We start from the raw sequence: 14,657 nt of genomic DNA on the forward strand, positions 1-14,657 counted from the left end.
GAGGTATCTATGGCTGATATTTTAAGCCAGGAAGAGATTGATGCTCTGTTATCCACGGTTGCAGATACTGGTCTTAAAGATGAGGCGTTTGCACCAGAGGTGGATTTTGTTCCTAAGAAGATTTCTGTTTATGATTTTAGGAGACCTGACAGAGTATCAAAAGAGCAGATAAGATCCATAAGGAACTTACACGATAAATTTGCAAGGAATTTCAGTTCATCACTATCAAATTTTCTAAGGACGATCACAGATGTCAATCTCGTTAGCGTGGATCAGATGACCTACGGTGAGTTTTTAATGTCACTGCCTGATCCTACAAATTTTAACATAATTAGTCTTATTCCTTTGGATGGTAGTGCTGTGTTGGAGATAAACCCTTCCCTTGTATTCCCTATAGTCGATAAGCTGTTGGGTGGTCCAGGTTTACCTATGTATAAGGTCAGAGAGTTAACCGCTCTTGAACAACACATAATGGAAAGTATTATATATTTGATTCTAAAAGAGTTAGAAGATACCTGGAAGCAGGTTTTACCCAATATAAAATTTAGAAAGGAAATAACTGAAAATAGCCCTCAGGTTGTACAGATTGTAGCCCAGAATGAAGTAGTTATTTTGGTGGTATTCGAAGTTAAATTTTCTGATGTCTCCGGTATGATAAACCTATGCTTACCTGCTGTGGTCTTAGAACCGGTTTTAGGAAAGATAAGTTCTCAGGATTGGCTTGTAGGAGCTAAAAAAGCAAAAAGTAGTGATTTTGTAAATAGGATTCTCGATATTCTTATGGATGCTGTTGTACCTGTAAGACTTGAAATTGAACCGATCAGTCTTACTGTGGGAGAAGTGCTGGATCTTAATATTTCCGATACGATAGTTTTCGATCATAAAGTTGACAAAGATGTGATTTTGAGAGTGAATAACCTTGCTAAGTTTGAGACGGAGATGGGTATTGTAGGAGTAAAAAAAGGTGCTTTGATAAAGAAAATATGTGAGGAGAGAGAAAGTGTTGAAGCCATTGAAACACAGCAGTGAGATAGAAGAGTTTATTGAGTTATTTAAAGAGGTTCTAACTAACAGTTTTAATTCTTTACTTGGTAAAAGTTTCCAGTTTAGTGTGGATGCAGTAAACGAAGGTGAGTTAAACGATATAGCTCTTGAGTATATGGGGCAAACACTAGTAAACCTTAAGGAGAGTTTGTTTGATATAATAGGGGGTATGTTGTTTGAAACAAAAGCTATTACAGGTCTTGCGGACTTGATGATGATGGGTTCAGGTGAGGGGGTAAGTGAGTTAAACGAAGAGCTAAAAGATGCCATAAAGGAGCTACTTAATCAATCTATTTCAGCTATAAATATCCCCTTTAATGATAAATTTAAAAAGAAGGTTGCTTTTACAGTCATTTCTGTTGAGCCTTTAATGGATACATCCAGTTATATTGGTAATCTTATAATTTTTGATATATCTGGGGTTTTTGATGGAAGTAATATAAAGTTTAAGGTGTTTTTCTCAAATAAGCTTAAAAATCTTTTGGTTGAGGAAGAGGAGGATGATTTCGATTTCCCACAGGAACTTACTGCGGTAAACCCTTTGCCGAAGGAAAAGAAGCAGCAAGGTGGTAGAAATATAGATCTTTTGATGGATGTGGAGGTACCTGTCAGTATTAGAATAGGTTCAACAAGGATGTTTTTAAAAGATATAGTTAGTCTTAGTCCAGGAAACATTGTGGAACTTGATGAGTATGCGGAGGAGCCTGTTGTTGTTATGGTTAATAATAAGCCAATAGCAAAAGGTGAAGTGGTTATTGTGGATGGTTATTTTGGTGTTAGAATCAAGGAGATCATAAGCAGAGAAGAGAGGATAAAGAGACTTAGGGATTAGATTTTGGTCTATATTTTTGGTAAAGTAAGTATTGACATAATATAGCTATATAAATTATAATGTGAGTATGTATGAAACCAGGAGGCATTGAATGGCTTATGAACATGTGATTATTACTGTAGATGATTCATCCACAATGCGTAGGATCATTAAAAATACCCTGCAAAAATTGGGTTTTAACAATATTCTGGAAGCTGGTAATGGGATTGAAGGGCTTGATGTTCTTGCTAAGAACAAGATAGATCTTGTAATTACAGACTGGAATATGCCTGAAATGGATGGTTTGACTTTTGTAAAAGCCATCAGGGCTAAGCCGGAATATAAAGAGCTTCCTATTTTAATGGTTACTACAGAAGCTGCCAAGGAGGATATACTTACGGCGCTTAGAAGTGGTGTTAATAACTATATTGTAAAGCCTTTTACCCCTGAAACACTGCAGGAGAAAGTATTTAAACTTTTAGGGCTTTAAAATGTATGAAGTCAAAGATCTATCAGAATTGATAGAGATTGCAAAGAAGATAAATAGTGGTGAATACGATCTCACAGCCATTTCAATAGATCCAAACCATGAGCTTTTTGAGGTTGTTCAATTTTTTAATGAATCCATAAAAAAGATAACAACAGCTAGGGATGTTGTCGAAGACAGTTACGAAGACCTTCCAGCTTTTGAGAGGGTTTTAAGGGATATCGTTAAAGACACCAAAAATGCCTCAGAAAAGATATTGAATTTGACAGATAGCGTAAACTTTAATATAAGTGAGATTAAGGATAATATATCGCTATTAAAGGAATCTATAAAGAAAGAGGATTTTTCAAAAGCATTAGGTATTGTTGATAGGCTTTTGGACAAAGCTGTGGAGGGGCAGGATATCTCCTTTGATATGATCTCTGCTCTCGAATTTCAGGATATCAATAAACAGAAAATAGACAAAATTATCAAGGTAGTGAGGGACCTGGAGAAGAAGTTAAGTGATCTCATAATAAAATTTGGTCTCAAACATAACAAGATAGATGTTGATACCCTTAATAGATTGGGAGAAAAGGATAGTATATTAAGCGATCAGGATTTGGTTAATCAGCTATTAAAAGAATTTGGTCTATAGGAGGCTATTATGGCTCATGGTGAAATGGATGATTTGATTCAAGATTTCATATTGGAGTCATCCGAAATCCTTGAACAGTTGGATCAGGATCTGGTGGAGTTGGAGCATAGAAAAAGTGACCTTGAGCTTTTAAACAAAATATTTAGAGCTGCGCATACAATAAAGGGGTCATCATCTTTCTTAGGTTTTGACAAAATGAGTACAGTCACTCATCATGCGGAAGAGATATTGAATAAGCTTAGAAAAGGGGAGATGATCGTTGTTCCTGAAATAATGGATATTTTACTTGAGTTTGTTGATGTGGTTAAAAGAATATTGGATGATATTAGAAATGGCAGGGATTCTGTAGATATAGATGGTATAGTAAAGAAATTAAAACTAGCCAATGAAGGGAGAATAAATGTTACATCTGCTTCTGGAAATGCCGAGAAGAAGCAACCTCCGGTTGAGGGGAAAGATGATGGTGAGGGGGCTAATCTAAAAAAAGCCACAAAAGCGATAGAGCAGACCATAAGAGTTGATGTGTCAAGGTTGGATTCTCTGATGAATTTAGTGGGGGAGCTTGTACTTAGCAGAAACAGGATTGCTCAGATATCCTCTGAGTTGGAGAGGAAGTTTGAGGGTGATTATTTGGTTGAGCAGCTACTGGAGACGACATCCCAGATAGGCTTGATTACCACAGAACTTCAGCTTGCAGTTATGAAAACTCGAATGGTACCGATTGGCAAAGTATTTAATAAATTTCCCCGTATGATCAGAGATCTTGCAAGGGATTTGAAAAAGGATGTGGATCTAATAATTACAGGTGAAGATACAGAGCTTGATAAATCTGTGGTGGAGGAGATTGGTGATCCCTTGGTGCATATGATAAGAAATGCGGTGGACCATGGTGTGGAAAGCCCAGAAGAAAGGATAAAAAAAGGTAAGCCTGCTAAAGGGAAAGTTCATTTAGCTGCTTATCACGAGGGGAATCATATAGTAATTGAGATCTCTGATGATGGTAAAGGGATGGATCCAGAGAAGCTTAAGAAAAAAGCTATTGAAAAGAAAATAATCACCGCGGAAGAAGCAAAAGGGATGAGTAAGGAGGAGGCCTTTGGGCTTATTTTTAAACCTGGTTTTTCTACAGCAGAAAAAGTTACTGGTGTTTCTGGTCGTGGTGTTGGCATGGATGTAGTAAAAACCAATATAGAAAAGTTGAACGGTATCATAATGATAGATTCTGAGGTGGGGAAGGGTTCTACCTTTAAGTTAAAATTACCTCTGACACTTGCAATCATTCAGGCATTGCTTGTAGAGGTTTCAGGAGAGGTTTTTGCAATACCGCTTGTTTCTGTAATCGAGACTGTCAGAATAAATGAAAAAGAGATTCACAATTTTGAAGGTCGTGAAGTTTTAAAGCTTAGAGATTCTGTTTTGTCTTTGGTGAGGCTTGATGATGTGTTTGCTCTTGAGGGGTCTTTCTCTCAGGATCTCTATGTGGTTGTGGTTGCCCTTGCTGAAAAAAGGATCGGTTTGGTGGTTGATAGGCTTGTTGGGCAGGAGGAGATCGTTATTAAGTCGCTCGGTGAGTATCTTAGCGGTAATGTGGGTATTGCTGGTGCAACTATAATGGGTGATGGTAAAGTTAGGTTGATACTGGATGTCTCTGGTATTATGGAGATTGCCTCCAAGATGCCAAAGAAAAATAAAAGGGCTAAGGGGTTAAAGGCTGTTTCTACTAATTCTAATGCTATTAATGCCTTGATTGTTGATGACTCTACGACTGACAGAAAGATTATGAAAAGGTTATTAAGCTCTTCTGGGTGGATCAATTGTATTGAGGTTACCAATCCCCATGATGCTATAACTGCTGCTCAGGATCTCAATATTGATCTTGTAATAACGGATGTTATGATGCCAGATATAGATGGATTTGAGCTTGCAAGGATTTTAAGGGAAAGAGGATTTGAAAAACCTATAATTGCTGTGTCAGGTAGAGGTGAATCTGCTGCGGGTCAAAAAGCTAAAATTTCTGGAATAAATGCGTTTATGCCTAAACCTATTAATCTACAGGAGATGCTCAATAAGATTGATGAGCTTGTTGGTGCTAAGAAGTAGATGTTTTCTAACTCTTTGGGCTATACTTTTTTTTGCCATTAATTCATTTGGTTATATTTATGTTTATGAGGTGACAACATCTGAAAAAAGATTTCAGACAGCATCAAAATTATCTCCGGACACCTTTTTGTTTCTGAACGGGGGAAAAGATCTTATCCTGGAGCTAAAGATAGTGAGAGTTTATGCCGATAATGATTTTAAGAAAGCATTAAAAGATTTTAAAATGGAAGAGGATAATGCTAAGATATTGCTACCTAAAAAAGCTCCTGACGATAGGTTTATTAATCCTTTTATTTGGTGGAGATAAGATCTTTGCCTATGATCGCAATAGGTATTCCGTGCTTGCCCAAAAGGTTGATTCTGGGATTAAAACAACTTTTGTAGTCTTTAGTTCTTCTTTGGAGGATGCTAAGGATGAGGTCACCTTAAATGGGTGGAAGGTTTTGGAAGTAAAAAAACTTGAAGAAAATGATAAAAATTTAGCTATAAAGCTAACAAAGTCTGATAAAACGACGAATAAATCGGATAATCTATCAAATTCTGATCAGACAGATTTAAAGACATCAAAAAAACAAACAACTAAGAGTGTGTTAATAAAGAGTAATAAAAAAAAACAGTTATCAAACGTGAAAAAAGATCCCAAAGTATCTAAAACAACCTGTAATCAGATAAACATAAATGTGGGTCCGGAGTTAGTATCATCTAATAACCTAAAAGATGAAAATCTTAACAACATCAGGGTTTTTGTTGCAGAGCAATTAAATATCCCACAGGAAAAGTTGAGTGTAAAAATAGTAAAGGCGAAAGATAAATGAAAAAGGATCTTTTTGAAGATTTGGAAGAACTGAGTATTAAAGATTTTGTTGAAATGGATATATCTCGTTTTTATGATTATATCGCCCATATTATGGTTGATCTAAATTTTAGTTTTCACAGAGCGATCCGAGATGTTCAGGATTACAGAAGGATAGAGGTTTGGAAGCATGTAAAGAACATGGATGATTATACGTTGGTCTGGGTGGAGATGGTAAAGCCTGGTAACGATGTAACCAGAGATGTTTCCTACGAAGTACTCAGAACGATGAACGATTTAAACATGGTCAAGCTATTCTTTTTTACTAATGGAGGGATCGAAGATTCCAGCAAAGATGTTTTAGATGATAAAGGGCATTTTATATTTACGCCTGATAATATAATAGAAACGCTATTAGCGATTAAAAAGAAGACGGAGTTAGTCGTAAAGCCTAAGATAAAGAGAAAAAAGCCAAAAACACCTTCAGGTTTTGTCTTGATAAAAAATTTTCTCAAAGATAACAAGCCTAAGGATCTTAAGACCGTTGTCCCTACTAAGTTAATACCCGAATTTAGGGATAAACTTATAAAACAGTTCGATCCTATTTTTGAGATTATAAAAAGTATCGAAGATATAAACAATATAGATGCAGAGGTAAGAAAGAAAATAAAGGCTTATCAGTTTGCTCTTTTGACTGATCTGTTAAACATTGCATCGTTAGAATTTGAAGAACCTTTTGGTTGGATGAAAGAGGATTTCTTTTATATGATACAAAATCTTGTTCTTTATTTGGGTGCGGTAGTTGAATACGAGCTTGAAGAGGATATGAATAGTTATTTAGAAGAGTATGAGAGAAGAAAAAACAATCTGTATAAATATGAAGAAACTATATCAAAGATTAAAGAAGAACAGTTTAAAATGCTTGAAAAGTTGACTTTACAATTGAAAAAAAAGTCAACTATTGTTATAATAATTGCAATAATTGCATTTTTAATAGTTCTTTTTTTAAACTAAATTTGTTTGGAGTGTATATTGGACTGCAATTTATTGATGAATGCCATAGACATAATCATAATGGAAGTGGATGAAAACTATAAAATAAAATATATAAATTCTGCATCTAAAACACTTACTGGTAAACCTGTTGATAAGCTTATCAATAAGAAATGTTTTAGTGTTTTGTTTGGTTATTCGGAGCCTTGCAGCGGTTGTCAGATAAATAATATAAAAAATGGCAAGATCCCCCTTAATATAATTCATGATGCGATAACACACCGAGGTTTTAGGAGGCTTTATTCTGCTAAGTTTGAAAAATTAGAAAATGGTTCATTCGCTGAGATTATCACGGATATAACTGAGAATAAAAAATTGGTCGATACGATGACCCATCAAACAAAGGAACTAAAAGCTAAGAATGTTATGCTAACGTTGCAAAAAAAAGAGATAGAGAAAAAACAGTATTTCATGGAAAAAGTGTTAAATAGTATAAATGAAGGGATAATGGTTGTAAATGAGGAGTTGGATGTAGTTTTTTTAAATTATCAGGTTAAGGAAATCTTTAATGTAAAAGATACGGATCTGAAAGATAAAAAGTGTTATAACATTTACGGTTTTGAAGCCCAGTGTGGGGATTGCCCTTACATGAATAAGTCTATTGTAAAGAGTTCAAGGAAGATTGAAGATAAGAGTTTGTCCGTAAGTTTCAATAGATTTGAAAATTTTATGGTGGAAAGCATAAGGGATGTTACAAAAGAGATTTTTTTGATAGATGAAATCAAGAAACAACAGAAGGAGCTGGAAGAAAAACAGCGTCAAATGTCTCTCTTAAACAATGATCTTCTGAAAATGAATGAAAAGTTAAAACAAGCCCAGAAGATTATTGAGGATGAGTTAAGACAAGTAGGTGAGATTCAAGCTAGTCTTTTGCCCTCCTCTTTACCGGACATCGGTGGTTTTGAGTTTGGAGCTCTTTATATTCCCGCAGAGCATGCTGGAGGAGACTACTACGATTGTATCCAGATGAGCAATGGGTATTGGGGGTTTACTGTTGCTGATGTTTCAGGACATGGAACACCTGCAGCCGTAATAATGGCTATAACCAGAGCTATTATGAGGTCTTATACCTATGATGTCATCAGTGCCAGCGAAGCTATCTCGATGGTAAATGAGATACTATGTAGCAACATTTATACAAATGATTTTGTTACCATGTTATATGTTGTGATGAATTCTGAAAATGGTGAGTGTAATTTTGCCAGTGCTGGTCATAATCCGTTATTATTGTTTGATAAGCAGGATATGATGGTAAAAAAAGTGACAGCAAATGGTATGTTTTTAGGTGTGTTTGATGATGTGGAGTACGAGCAAGGTAGTTTTACTTTGAAGGATGGTGACATAGCATTTATGTATACAGATGGCTTGGTTGAGGCTATGGATCCAGAAGATAACCTTTATGGGTATGATCGGTTGATTTCTAAAATAATTATGTTTAATGAGTTGACCTGTCAGGAGATTATTGATAATATTATGTTAGATGTAAAAGAGTTTTGTAAAGGGAGAAAGTTTAATGATGATATAACAATACTTGTTATAAAGAAAAAGGGGGCTTAAATGTTTGATGTGAAAGAAACAGGTAATGCTACAATTGTGTACCTCAAAGGTGAGGTGAACGCTCAGACAGGACTTGATATGAAAAACAAGGTTCTGGAGATTTTTAAGAAGAGTAGTACAGTTGTGTTGTCTTTTAAGGGTGTTATGTATATGAACAGTTCTGGTTTGAGGGAGATTATAGATTTACTTAAGAGGAGTAAAAAGGAGAACAAAAATCTTAGACTTTGTGACATGACAGATGATATAAAGGAGATGTTTGCCTTCACTGGTCTTGATAAAGTCTTTAAAATATATAGTGATGAATCACAGGCATTAAAAGGGTAGTTTTATGAATACCAGCTTTGATAGAGAAAAGGGCTTGCTTATTGTAAAATTACCAAACAATCCAGATGTTACCGATTTTAGGGGTGTAAAGGAAGAGGTGAGTAAATATCAAGAGCTTAAAGAACTGCGAATTGATTTTAAAGATGTTCCGTTTTTACAGAGTAAATTGATAGCTGAGCTTATATCTGTGAAGAAGTATACATTGTCTAAAAATGTTAAACTGATCCTTACTAACATTCAAGAAGGTGTTTTACAGGTCCTTGAAATATCGAATCTTCTTGATCACTTTACACTTGAGAAAGATTTTAGAAGTTACACACCTCATGAGCTTTCTTACCTTTTATTAGATCCTGAGATGAACGATTCGATTATTGAGTTTGTTGCAAATAATTTTAATGATGTTTATCTTGATTTTGTAAGAGAGTTATTAAACTCTGATGATCCAATCCTGATTGAGTCTGCTGTGATGATTATAGGGAAGACTCATAGCTATGAATTTTTAGATAAGATTAAGGAGTGTTTAAATAGCCCTTATCCAAATGTTGTAAGAGCTGCTATATTGGTGTTGGGTTGGTTTGGTGAGGAGGATTGTAAGGAAAAGATTTACGATTTTTTGGGTGATGAACATATTGATGTGGCTGAAGCAGCTGCTGCGACAATAGCATTATTAGCTGATGAGGACGATTCCATTGCTATTAAAGAATATCTGAACAGTAATGACGAAAGACTTAGAAAAATAGCTATTCAAGCTTTGGGTCTTATAAACGATGAGTTTGCTTATAAGTTTCTTATCGAGCATCTTAAAAAGGAAAAGGATGATCTGTTACGTGCTCAGCTTGCAAAAACTATATCATATTTCAACAAGCCAGATGTTGCAGATATACTTTTAAACATGCTTTCGGAAAATTCTATAAAGATAAGGGAGGCTGCAGCATCATCGCTTATTAGGATAAAAGCGACAGACAAAATAGATAGAATTATGTCTTTGGTTTCTGATAAAGATGTTTGGGTGGCTTATTTTGCTGTTAAAGCAGTTGGTGAGCTTTGTAAAGATAAAAAGTGCAGTGATGAGTTGATCAAAATTTATCCAAAAGTTGATACGCAGGTTAGAATTGCAATTATAGAGGCACTCGGTAAAATGGGGTTTGATTCTTCAGATTTTCTTTTCCAATTATTAGATGATGAAAACGAAGATATAAGAAAAGAGGCTTTAAACTCCCTTGCTCTTGTGAATAAAGATATTGCTATTGAAGCTTCTTATAACGCTCTTAGGGACAGTAGTTGGGTTGTAAGGTTTAAAGCTGTAGAGATCATTGAAGAAGCAAAGCCTGATGGGTATCTGGAAAAGCTCAAAGAATATGGAAAGATGGAGGGAAATAGATACATTAAAGAAAAAATACATGCTATTGTGGGTGAGTTATGATTACTTCAGCTACTATCAAGATGAAGGATGAAGAGTTTGCAGAACTTGCGGATATCATATACAAAAACGCAGGTATCACATTCACTATAAATAAGAAGTACCTGTTGGAAAACAGGTTGACGAAAAGACTAAATGAGTTAAACTTCACCACTTTCAAAGATTATATCTATTTCTTAAAATATGATGTAAAACGTCGGGAAGAGATGAAGGTCTTGATGAACCTTGTGACTATTAATGAGACCTATTTTCTCAGGGAAAGGGCTCAGATGGATCATATGATAAAGAAAGCCATACCTGAGATGACTATGAAGGGTAAGAGGAGCTTTAAAATCTGGTCTGCTGCTTGTTCCTCTGGAGAAGAACCATATTCAATTGCCATGCTTCTAAATGAAGAGGGGATGTATGGGAAGTACAATATTGAGATCTTTGCTACCGACATCAACACCGAGGTAATAGGTATAGCTGAAAAAGGGGTATATAGATCTGTATCCTTTAGGGGTGTACCCCCTTCAATAATTGATAAGTATTTTTTAAAAACTGGTCTTGATTTTGTTATAAAACCGGAGATAAAGGGTAAGGTTAAGTTTTTTCAGGCAAATCTTTTGGAGAGTTTGGCAGCAAGCAAGATTGGTGCTGTTGATTTTATTTTTTGTAGAAACGTATTGATCTATTTTGATGTTGATGCAAAGAAAAAAGTGGTCGATATATTTTATAAGACATTAAACGTAGGTGGGCATCTTTACTTAGGCCATTCGGAGACGCTAAGTAAAATTGATGAAAGGTTTAAAATGGTGAACTTTGGTACGGGAATAGTATATGTGAAATAGAGAGGTTTATATGGGGTAGGTCCTGTAGATCTACAAAATGTGATAGGGAAGATAAGCTATGTGGAAAAGGTTCAGGATGTGCAGGACCGCTCCATAGATAACAAAGTAGTTGTGGTAAGTGCTGAATTTCAAAAAGATGCTGATAAAAAGATGGAGACAGTTGAAGAGGCAAAAAAAACTGAAATGATTATAATAGAAGAGAAAAGGAGACAGCAAGAAGAGGAAAAGAGAAAAAAGAAAGGTTTAAAAAAAGATGTTAAGGAAAAGATAGATATCCCTGAAGAGGAAGAGGGTAAAATAATAGATATTAAGGGGTAGCGTATGCCTACTGTAAAGGTAAAAATTATTTTTGATGACAACGTAATAAGAACTTATGGAAACATGATATCCAAAGATCCCCTGAAAGTTAATCTGAAACTACCCACGAATCTACCATTTAATGAAGCGATATTGACCCAGATAAATCTATTTGAAGCGGGACAAAATAAGGTTTATGAAGTAAAGCCTTTGAAATACAATGGAACTACTATGGAGTTTACAATTATCAAAGAGCTACCTGCAAAATCTGATAGATCCCATTACCGAATAGACTATAGGGGTTATTTCAGACTGAAAAAGATTACAGATAATACAGCGGAATATTATGAGAAAGTCAAGGTAATAAATGATGGCATAAAAAACTCCCTTTCTTATAAAATAAAGAGTGTTATTAGCAAAGAGATACCTCAGATGCAGTATGTGTTATGGTATCTTTTTGAATTGGATAATAAGATTGACGAGATACTTGAAATTTTGAAAGAGCAAAAAGATATTTATGCAGATTTCCAAAAAGTGAAGACTATAGATATCAGCGGTGGGGGGTTTAGTTTCTTTTCCCCTGATAAGTCCTTTCAGGTGGGTGAGCTACTTTTTATTGATGGTATTATAGATGATGGATCTAGTAAAATTAAATTTGCTAGTATTTCAAGGATCGTTAGTAGACATGAAACGAAAAAAGGTATTATTTGTGGGACAGTTTTTGAGGAGATAGATAATGAGATAAGGGAGAACATTGTTAGGTATGTTTTTGACAAGGATAGAGAGATGCTAAAGGAAGCCAAGAATTTATGAATCTTGCACCTTTTATAATTATATTGTTTGTTTTAAATCTGCTTTTATTGTTAATTATAGCCTATCTTTTGTTAAAGATTAAAGAGTTGAGCAAAAAAGTTATAAACGTTTCCTATGATGATGTAAAGCTTATTACAGAAAACCTGAAAGATTTAATAGTTGAATCTGAAAAGGTTTCAGAGAAGCTTGAAAGTTCTATTAAAGAAAAAGAGGCTGTTTTAGAGGATTTAGTTGATTTAATAGATGCTAAACTTAGGAGGCTTGAGCATATCAATGTTTCAGGGGGTTATAATCAAATAGCGGATTTGGATAAAGTAGAAGATACTGCAGTTATAAGGACTACTACGATAGCTGATGCTGATCTTTCAGGGATGAGTTTGAGGGAGAAGGTTGTTTATTTATCAAAGAATGGTGTTACGCCTATGGAAATTGCGAAAAGATTAGGTATATCAGTAACAGAAGTTAATCTTGTATTAAAACATGGACGATGATAAATGGTGTAAGGCTTGGGGATCTAATAAAATTTAGCTTAGATCCAAATAGTATTGAACTTAAGGAAGGGGAAAAGATTCCGGTTAATGTAATAAAAGAGATAAAAAATGGCTTATTCCTCGTAAACATCAAGGGTAGGAGCTTTACTGCATACTTTCAAAATCTTCCCCAGATTGGCAGATTTATAGCTGAGGTTGTAAAAACAGAGCCGATTTTAGAGCTAAAGATGCAAAAAGAAGCTATCCCAGATGAACAAATTAAACAGGTAAAAGGAGAGGTTCTTTCATTTGATAAAAAAGAAACAAGGGATATTTTATATAAAAGTGGTATAAGTATGGATGTAAAGAATATTACCCCTGAAAAGGTGAAAGATCTTATTAGAAATAGCGGTATTTTTTTTGAGAATAAACTACACACGGGGGAACAGATACAGGATGATATAAAATATCAATGGCATCAGAAGGGGGATACAGAGTCCACAGCACAGATCAGTAAGTTACAATTAATTACTTTTTTGTCTGGTTTGGACGCCTATCTACCCATTAAAAGTGATGACGAGGATGTTGATGATTTTGATATAATTATAAAAAAAGGTAAAACAGTTTCCATAATGATCAGGACTCATTTTAGTAAGTTAGGTGATACCTTGATCTATATAAGAGATATTGGCAATGGATTGATAGATTGCGTAATTAAAACAGAGGCGGATATCTCTGATGATTTGAAAGAAGTAATGATCCCAAATGTTAGAGTCAGTTGGAGTAAGATAACCAAAGTTGAGTTAGAATCATTTAACCCTCAAAAAGAGGCTTTAAACAACTTAGGAGGTTGGGAGGTGGTGGTGTGAAAGATTTGGAAGATTTTAAAAAAAATCTTGTCCTGAAAGCATCTGCTGGTTCTGGAAAGACACATGAACTGGCAAGCAGATTTGTTTTACTTTTATCCTTTTATTACATTTATAAAAAAAATGGATCTTTTGAAGGTATCTCTCTGCCTAAGGGGATAAGCTCCATAATGGCTCTAACTTTTACAAATAAAGCTGCTTCTGAGATGAAAGAACGTATTATAGATTTTATGAAAAAATCTGTTTTGGAAGAGGAGGAGAACATAAGTTTTTTAAATAAAGTCGAAATGCAGGAGCTTTTGATCGATCTTTTTAAAAACTATGATGAGTTAAATGTTACCACTATAGATTCATTTATGAATAGAATATTTAAGGCATTTTCGGTGGATCTTGGGGTATATCCAGATTATGAGATAACATTTGATAGTGATAGTGTATTCGAAGAGATGTTTAAAAGGGTTTTATTGGAGCCTCAAAATAGCGAATTACTGATGGATTTCCTTACATTTTTACTGGAGGCGGGTGAAAATGGAATGGATGCTGAGAAGATCCTGAAAAAAAACCTCAAGTATTATAGCCAGATAGAAGTACCTTCTGATATTTTGACGGCTGAAGATATTGAAAAACTTTTTTTTACAAAGTGGAACATATCCGAAAAAGAAATAGATCTATTACAATGGATATCAGAAAAAGTGGTAGAGTATGCTTCGGAGCTTAAAAATTTTATAGATAGTAGGTCTCATTTGTTCAATATGAATAATAGTAAAAAATTTAAGAATATAAATATAAAAATAGATGATGAAAAATTAGAAAAAATAAGATCTTTTTTAGAAGAAAAAAGATTTGAAAATGTAGTTAAAAATGGCAAGAGTCTGAGTGAGAAAGACAAAAACGATTTCATCAACATGTTGTCAAATATTTTGAAGCTCCTCGAGGATTATAAAATACTTACTGCAGTTAAAGAGGCTGAGTTAGCTTATCAAATTATTAAGGTGATAAATGAATTTAAAAATAAGGTTATGAGGGAGCAGAATATCGTTGATGGATCTGAGATAGCCAAAAAGGTTTCTGAATTATTAAAAAGTGAAAATGGGGTAACAATGGCTTATTGTAGATTGGGGGAGACTATCTATCATTATCTGATAGATGAATTTC

At 34.6% G+C, this 14,657-nt stretch carries 17 protein-coding genes; all 17 read left to right on the top strand.

From position 1 onward, the window contains the following. The first annotated feature begins 9 nt into the window (after window positions 1-9). Entirely contained in the window at window positions 10-1,029 is a 1,020-nt protein-coding gene (fliM, locus tag N3C60_00460) for a flagellar motor switch protein FliM (GenBank protein MCX8083384.1), read from the top strand. After that, on the top strand, window positions 1,001-1,876 hold the full coding sequence (gene fliN / locus N3C60_00465; GenBank protein MCX8083385.1) for a flagellar motor switch protein FliN: 876 nt from the start codon (window positions 1,001-1,003) through the stop codon (window positions 1,874-1,876). The genes fliM and fliN overlap by 29 nt, the downstream gene beginning before the upstream one ends. Window positions 1,877-1,967: 91 nt before the next feature. Then, window positions 1,968-2,345 (top strand): response regulator, encoded by a 378-nt coding sequence (locus N3C60_00470; GenBank protein ID MCX8083386.1) that lies wholly within the window; start codon window positions 1,968-1,970, stop codon window positions 2,343-2,345. 1 nt (window position 2,346) lies between these two features. After that, a complete protein-coding gene (locus N3C60_00475) occupies window positions 2,347-2,979 on the top strand; it encodes a protein phosphatase CheZ (protein ID MCX8083387.1) in 633 nt (210 codons plus the stop codon). A 9-nt stretch (window positions 2,980-2,988) separates the two neighbouring features. After that, window positions 2,989-5,079 (top strand): hybrid sensor histidine kinase/response regulator, encoded by a 2,091-nt coding sequence (locus N3C60_00480; protein ID MCX8083388.1) that lies wholly within the window; start codon window positions 2,989-2,991, stop codon window positions 5,077-5,079. Continuing rightward, window positions 5,054-5,386, top strand: coding sequence for a hypothetical protein (locus N3C60_00485; GenBank protein MCX8083389.1), 333 nt, complete (start codon window positions 5,054-5,056; stop codon window positions 5,384-5,386). Before N3C60_00480 ends, N3C60_00485 begins: the two co-directional genes overlap by 26 nt. Continuing rightward, entirely contained in the window at window positions 5,316-5,894 is a 579-nt protein-coding gene (locus N3C60_00490; protein MCX8083390.1) for a hypothetical protein, read from the top strand. Before N3C60_00485 ends, N3C60_00490 begins: the two co-directional genes overlap by 71 nt. Beyond that, complete coding sequence (locus N3C60_00495) at window positions 5,891-6,886, top strand: hypothetical protein (protein MCX8083391.1); 996 nt, start codon at window positions 5,891-5,893, stop codon at window positions 6,884-6,886. The genes N3C60_00490 and N3C60_00495 overlap by 4 nt, the downstream gene beginning before the upstream one ends. A gap of 18 nt (window positions 6,887-6,904) precedes the next feature. Next, window positions 6,905-8,482 (top strand): SpoIIE family protein phosphatase, encoded by a 1,578-nt coding sequence (locus tag N3C60_00500; GenBank protein MCX8083392.1) that lies wholly within the window; start codon window positions 6,905-6,907, stop codon window positions 8,480-8,482. Continuing rightward, a complete protein-coding gene (locus N3C60_00505) occupies window positions 8,483-8,806 on the top strand; it encodes an STAS domain-containing protein (protein MCX8083393.1) in 324 nt (107 codons plus the stop codon). It begins immediately after the preceding gene. A gap of 4 nt (window positions 8,807-8,810) precedes the next feature. Beyond that, a complete protein-coding gene (locus N3C60_00510) occupies window positions 8,811-10,229 on the top strand; it encodes a HEAT repeat domain-containing protein (GenBank protein ID MCX8083394.1) in 1,419 nt (472 codons plus the stop codon). Then, entirely contained in the window at window positions 10,226-11,056 is an 831-nt protein-coding gene (locus N3C60_00515; GenBank protein MCX8083395.1) for a protein-glutamate O-methyltransferase CheR, read from the top strand. Before N3C60_00510 ends, N3C60_00515 begins: the two co-directional genes overlap by 4 nt. Window positions 11,057-11,095: 39 nt before the next feature. Then, on the top strand, window positions 11,096-11,374 hold the full coding sequence (locus tag N3C60_00520) for a hypothetical protein (GenBank protein MCX8083396.1): 279 nt from the start codon (window positions 11,096-11,098) through the stop codon (window positions 11,372-11,374). A 3-nt stretch (window positions 11,375-11,377) separates the two neighbouring features. Continuing rightward, a complete protein-coding gene (locus tag N3C60_00525) occupies window positions 11,378-12,166 on the top strand; it encodes a PilZ domain-containing protein (GenBank protein MCX8083397.1) in 789 nt (262 codons plus the stop codon). Beyond that, the gene (locus tag N3C60_00530; protein MCX8083398.1) at window positions 12,163-12,657 is read left to right on the top strand and encodes a hypothetical protein; all 495 of its coding nucleotides are present in this window, start codon (window positions 12,163-12,165) and stop codon (window positions 12,655-12,657) included. The genes N3C60_00525 and N3C60_00530 overlap by 4 nt, the downstream gene beginning before the upstream one ends. Further along, the gene (locus N3C60_00535; GenBank protein ID MCX8083399.1) at window positions 12,654-13,505 is read left to right on the top strand and encodes a hypothetical protein; all 852 of its coding nucleotides are present in this window, start codon (window positions 12,654-12,656) and stop codon (window positions 13,503-13,505) included. Before N3C60_00530 ends, N3C60_00535 begins: the two co-directional genes overlap by 4 nt. Beyond that, window positions 13,502-14,657: UvrD-helicase domain-containing protein (locus N3C60_00540; protein MCX8083400.1), on the top strand; the 1,156-nt coding region annotated here is incomplete at its 3' end. The genes N3C60_00535 and N3C60_00540, both read left to right, overlap by 4 nt.

The sequence above is a fragment of the Calditerrivibrio sp. genome, assembly GCA_026415135.1.
Taxonomy (GTDB): Bacteria; Chrysiogenota; Deferribacteres; order Deferribacterales; family Calditerrivibrionaceae; genus Calditerrivibrio.

What these genes read in the sequence shown, in the direction of transcription:
- fliM (MCX8083384.1), top strand. Translation starts at nt 10, where the DNA reads ATGGCTGATATTTTAAGCCAGGAAGAGATTGATGCTCTGTTATCCACG.
- N3C60_00470 (MCX8083386.1), top strand. Translation starts at nt 1,968, where the DNA reads ATGGCTTATGAACATGTGATTATTACTGTAGATGATTCATCCACAATG.
- N3C60_00475 (MCX8083387.1), top strand. Translation starts at nt 2,347, where the DNA reads ATGTATGAAGTCAAAGATCTATCAGAATTGATAGAGATTGCAAAGAAG.
- N3C60_00480 (MCX8083388.1), top strand. Translation starts at nt 2,989, where the DNA reads ATGGCTCATGGTGAAATGGATGATTTGATTCAAGATTTCATATTGGAG.
- N3C60_00485 (MCX8083389.1), top strand. Translation starts at nt 5,054, where the DNA reads ATGAGCTTGTTGGTGCTAAGAAGTAGATGTTTTCTAACTCTTTGGGCT.
- N3C60_00490 (MCX8083390.1), top strand. Translation starts at nt 5,316, where the DNA reads ATGCTAAGATATTGCTACCTAAAAAAGCTCCTGACGATAGGTTTATTA.
- N3C60_00495 (MCX8083391.1), top strand. Translation starts at nt 5,891, where the DNA reads ATGAAAAAGGATCTTTTTGAAGATTTGGAAGAACTGAGTATTAAAGAT.
- N3C60_00505 (MCX8083393.1), top strand. Translation starts at nt 8,483, where the DNA reads ATGTTTGATGTGAAAGAAACAGGTAATGCTACAATTGTGTACCTCAAA.
- N3C60_00510 (MCX8083394.1), top strand. Translation starts at nt 8,811, where the DNA reads ATGAATACCAGCTTTGATAGAGAAAAGGGCTTGCTTATTGTAAAATTA.
- N3C60_00515 (MCX8083395.1), top strand. Translation starts at nt 10,226, where the DNA reads ATGATTACTTCAGCTACTATCAAGATGAAGGATGAAGAGTTTGCAGAA.
- N3C60_00525 (MCX8083397.1), top strand. Translation starts at nt 11,378, where the DNA reads ATGCCTACTGTAAAGGTAAAAATTATTTTTGATGACAACGTAATAAGA.
- N3C60_00530 (MCX8083398.1), top strand. Translation starts at nt 12,163, where the DNA reads ATGAATCTTGCACCTTTTATAATTATATTGTTTGTTTTAAATCTGCTT.
- N3C60_00535 (MCX8083399.1), top strand. Translation starts at nt 12,654, where the DNA reads ATGATAAATGGTGTAAGGCTTGGGGATCTAATAAAATTTAGCTTAGAT.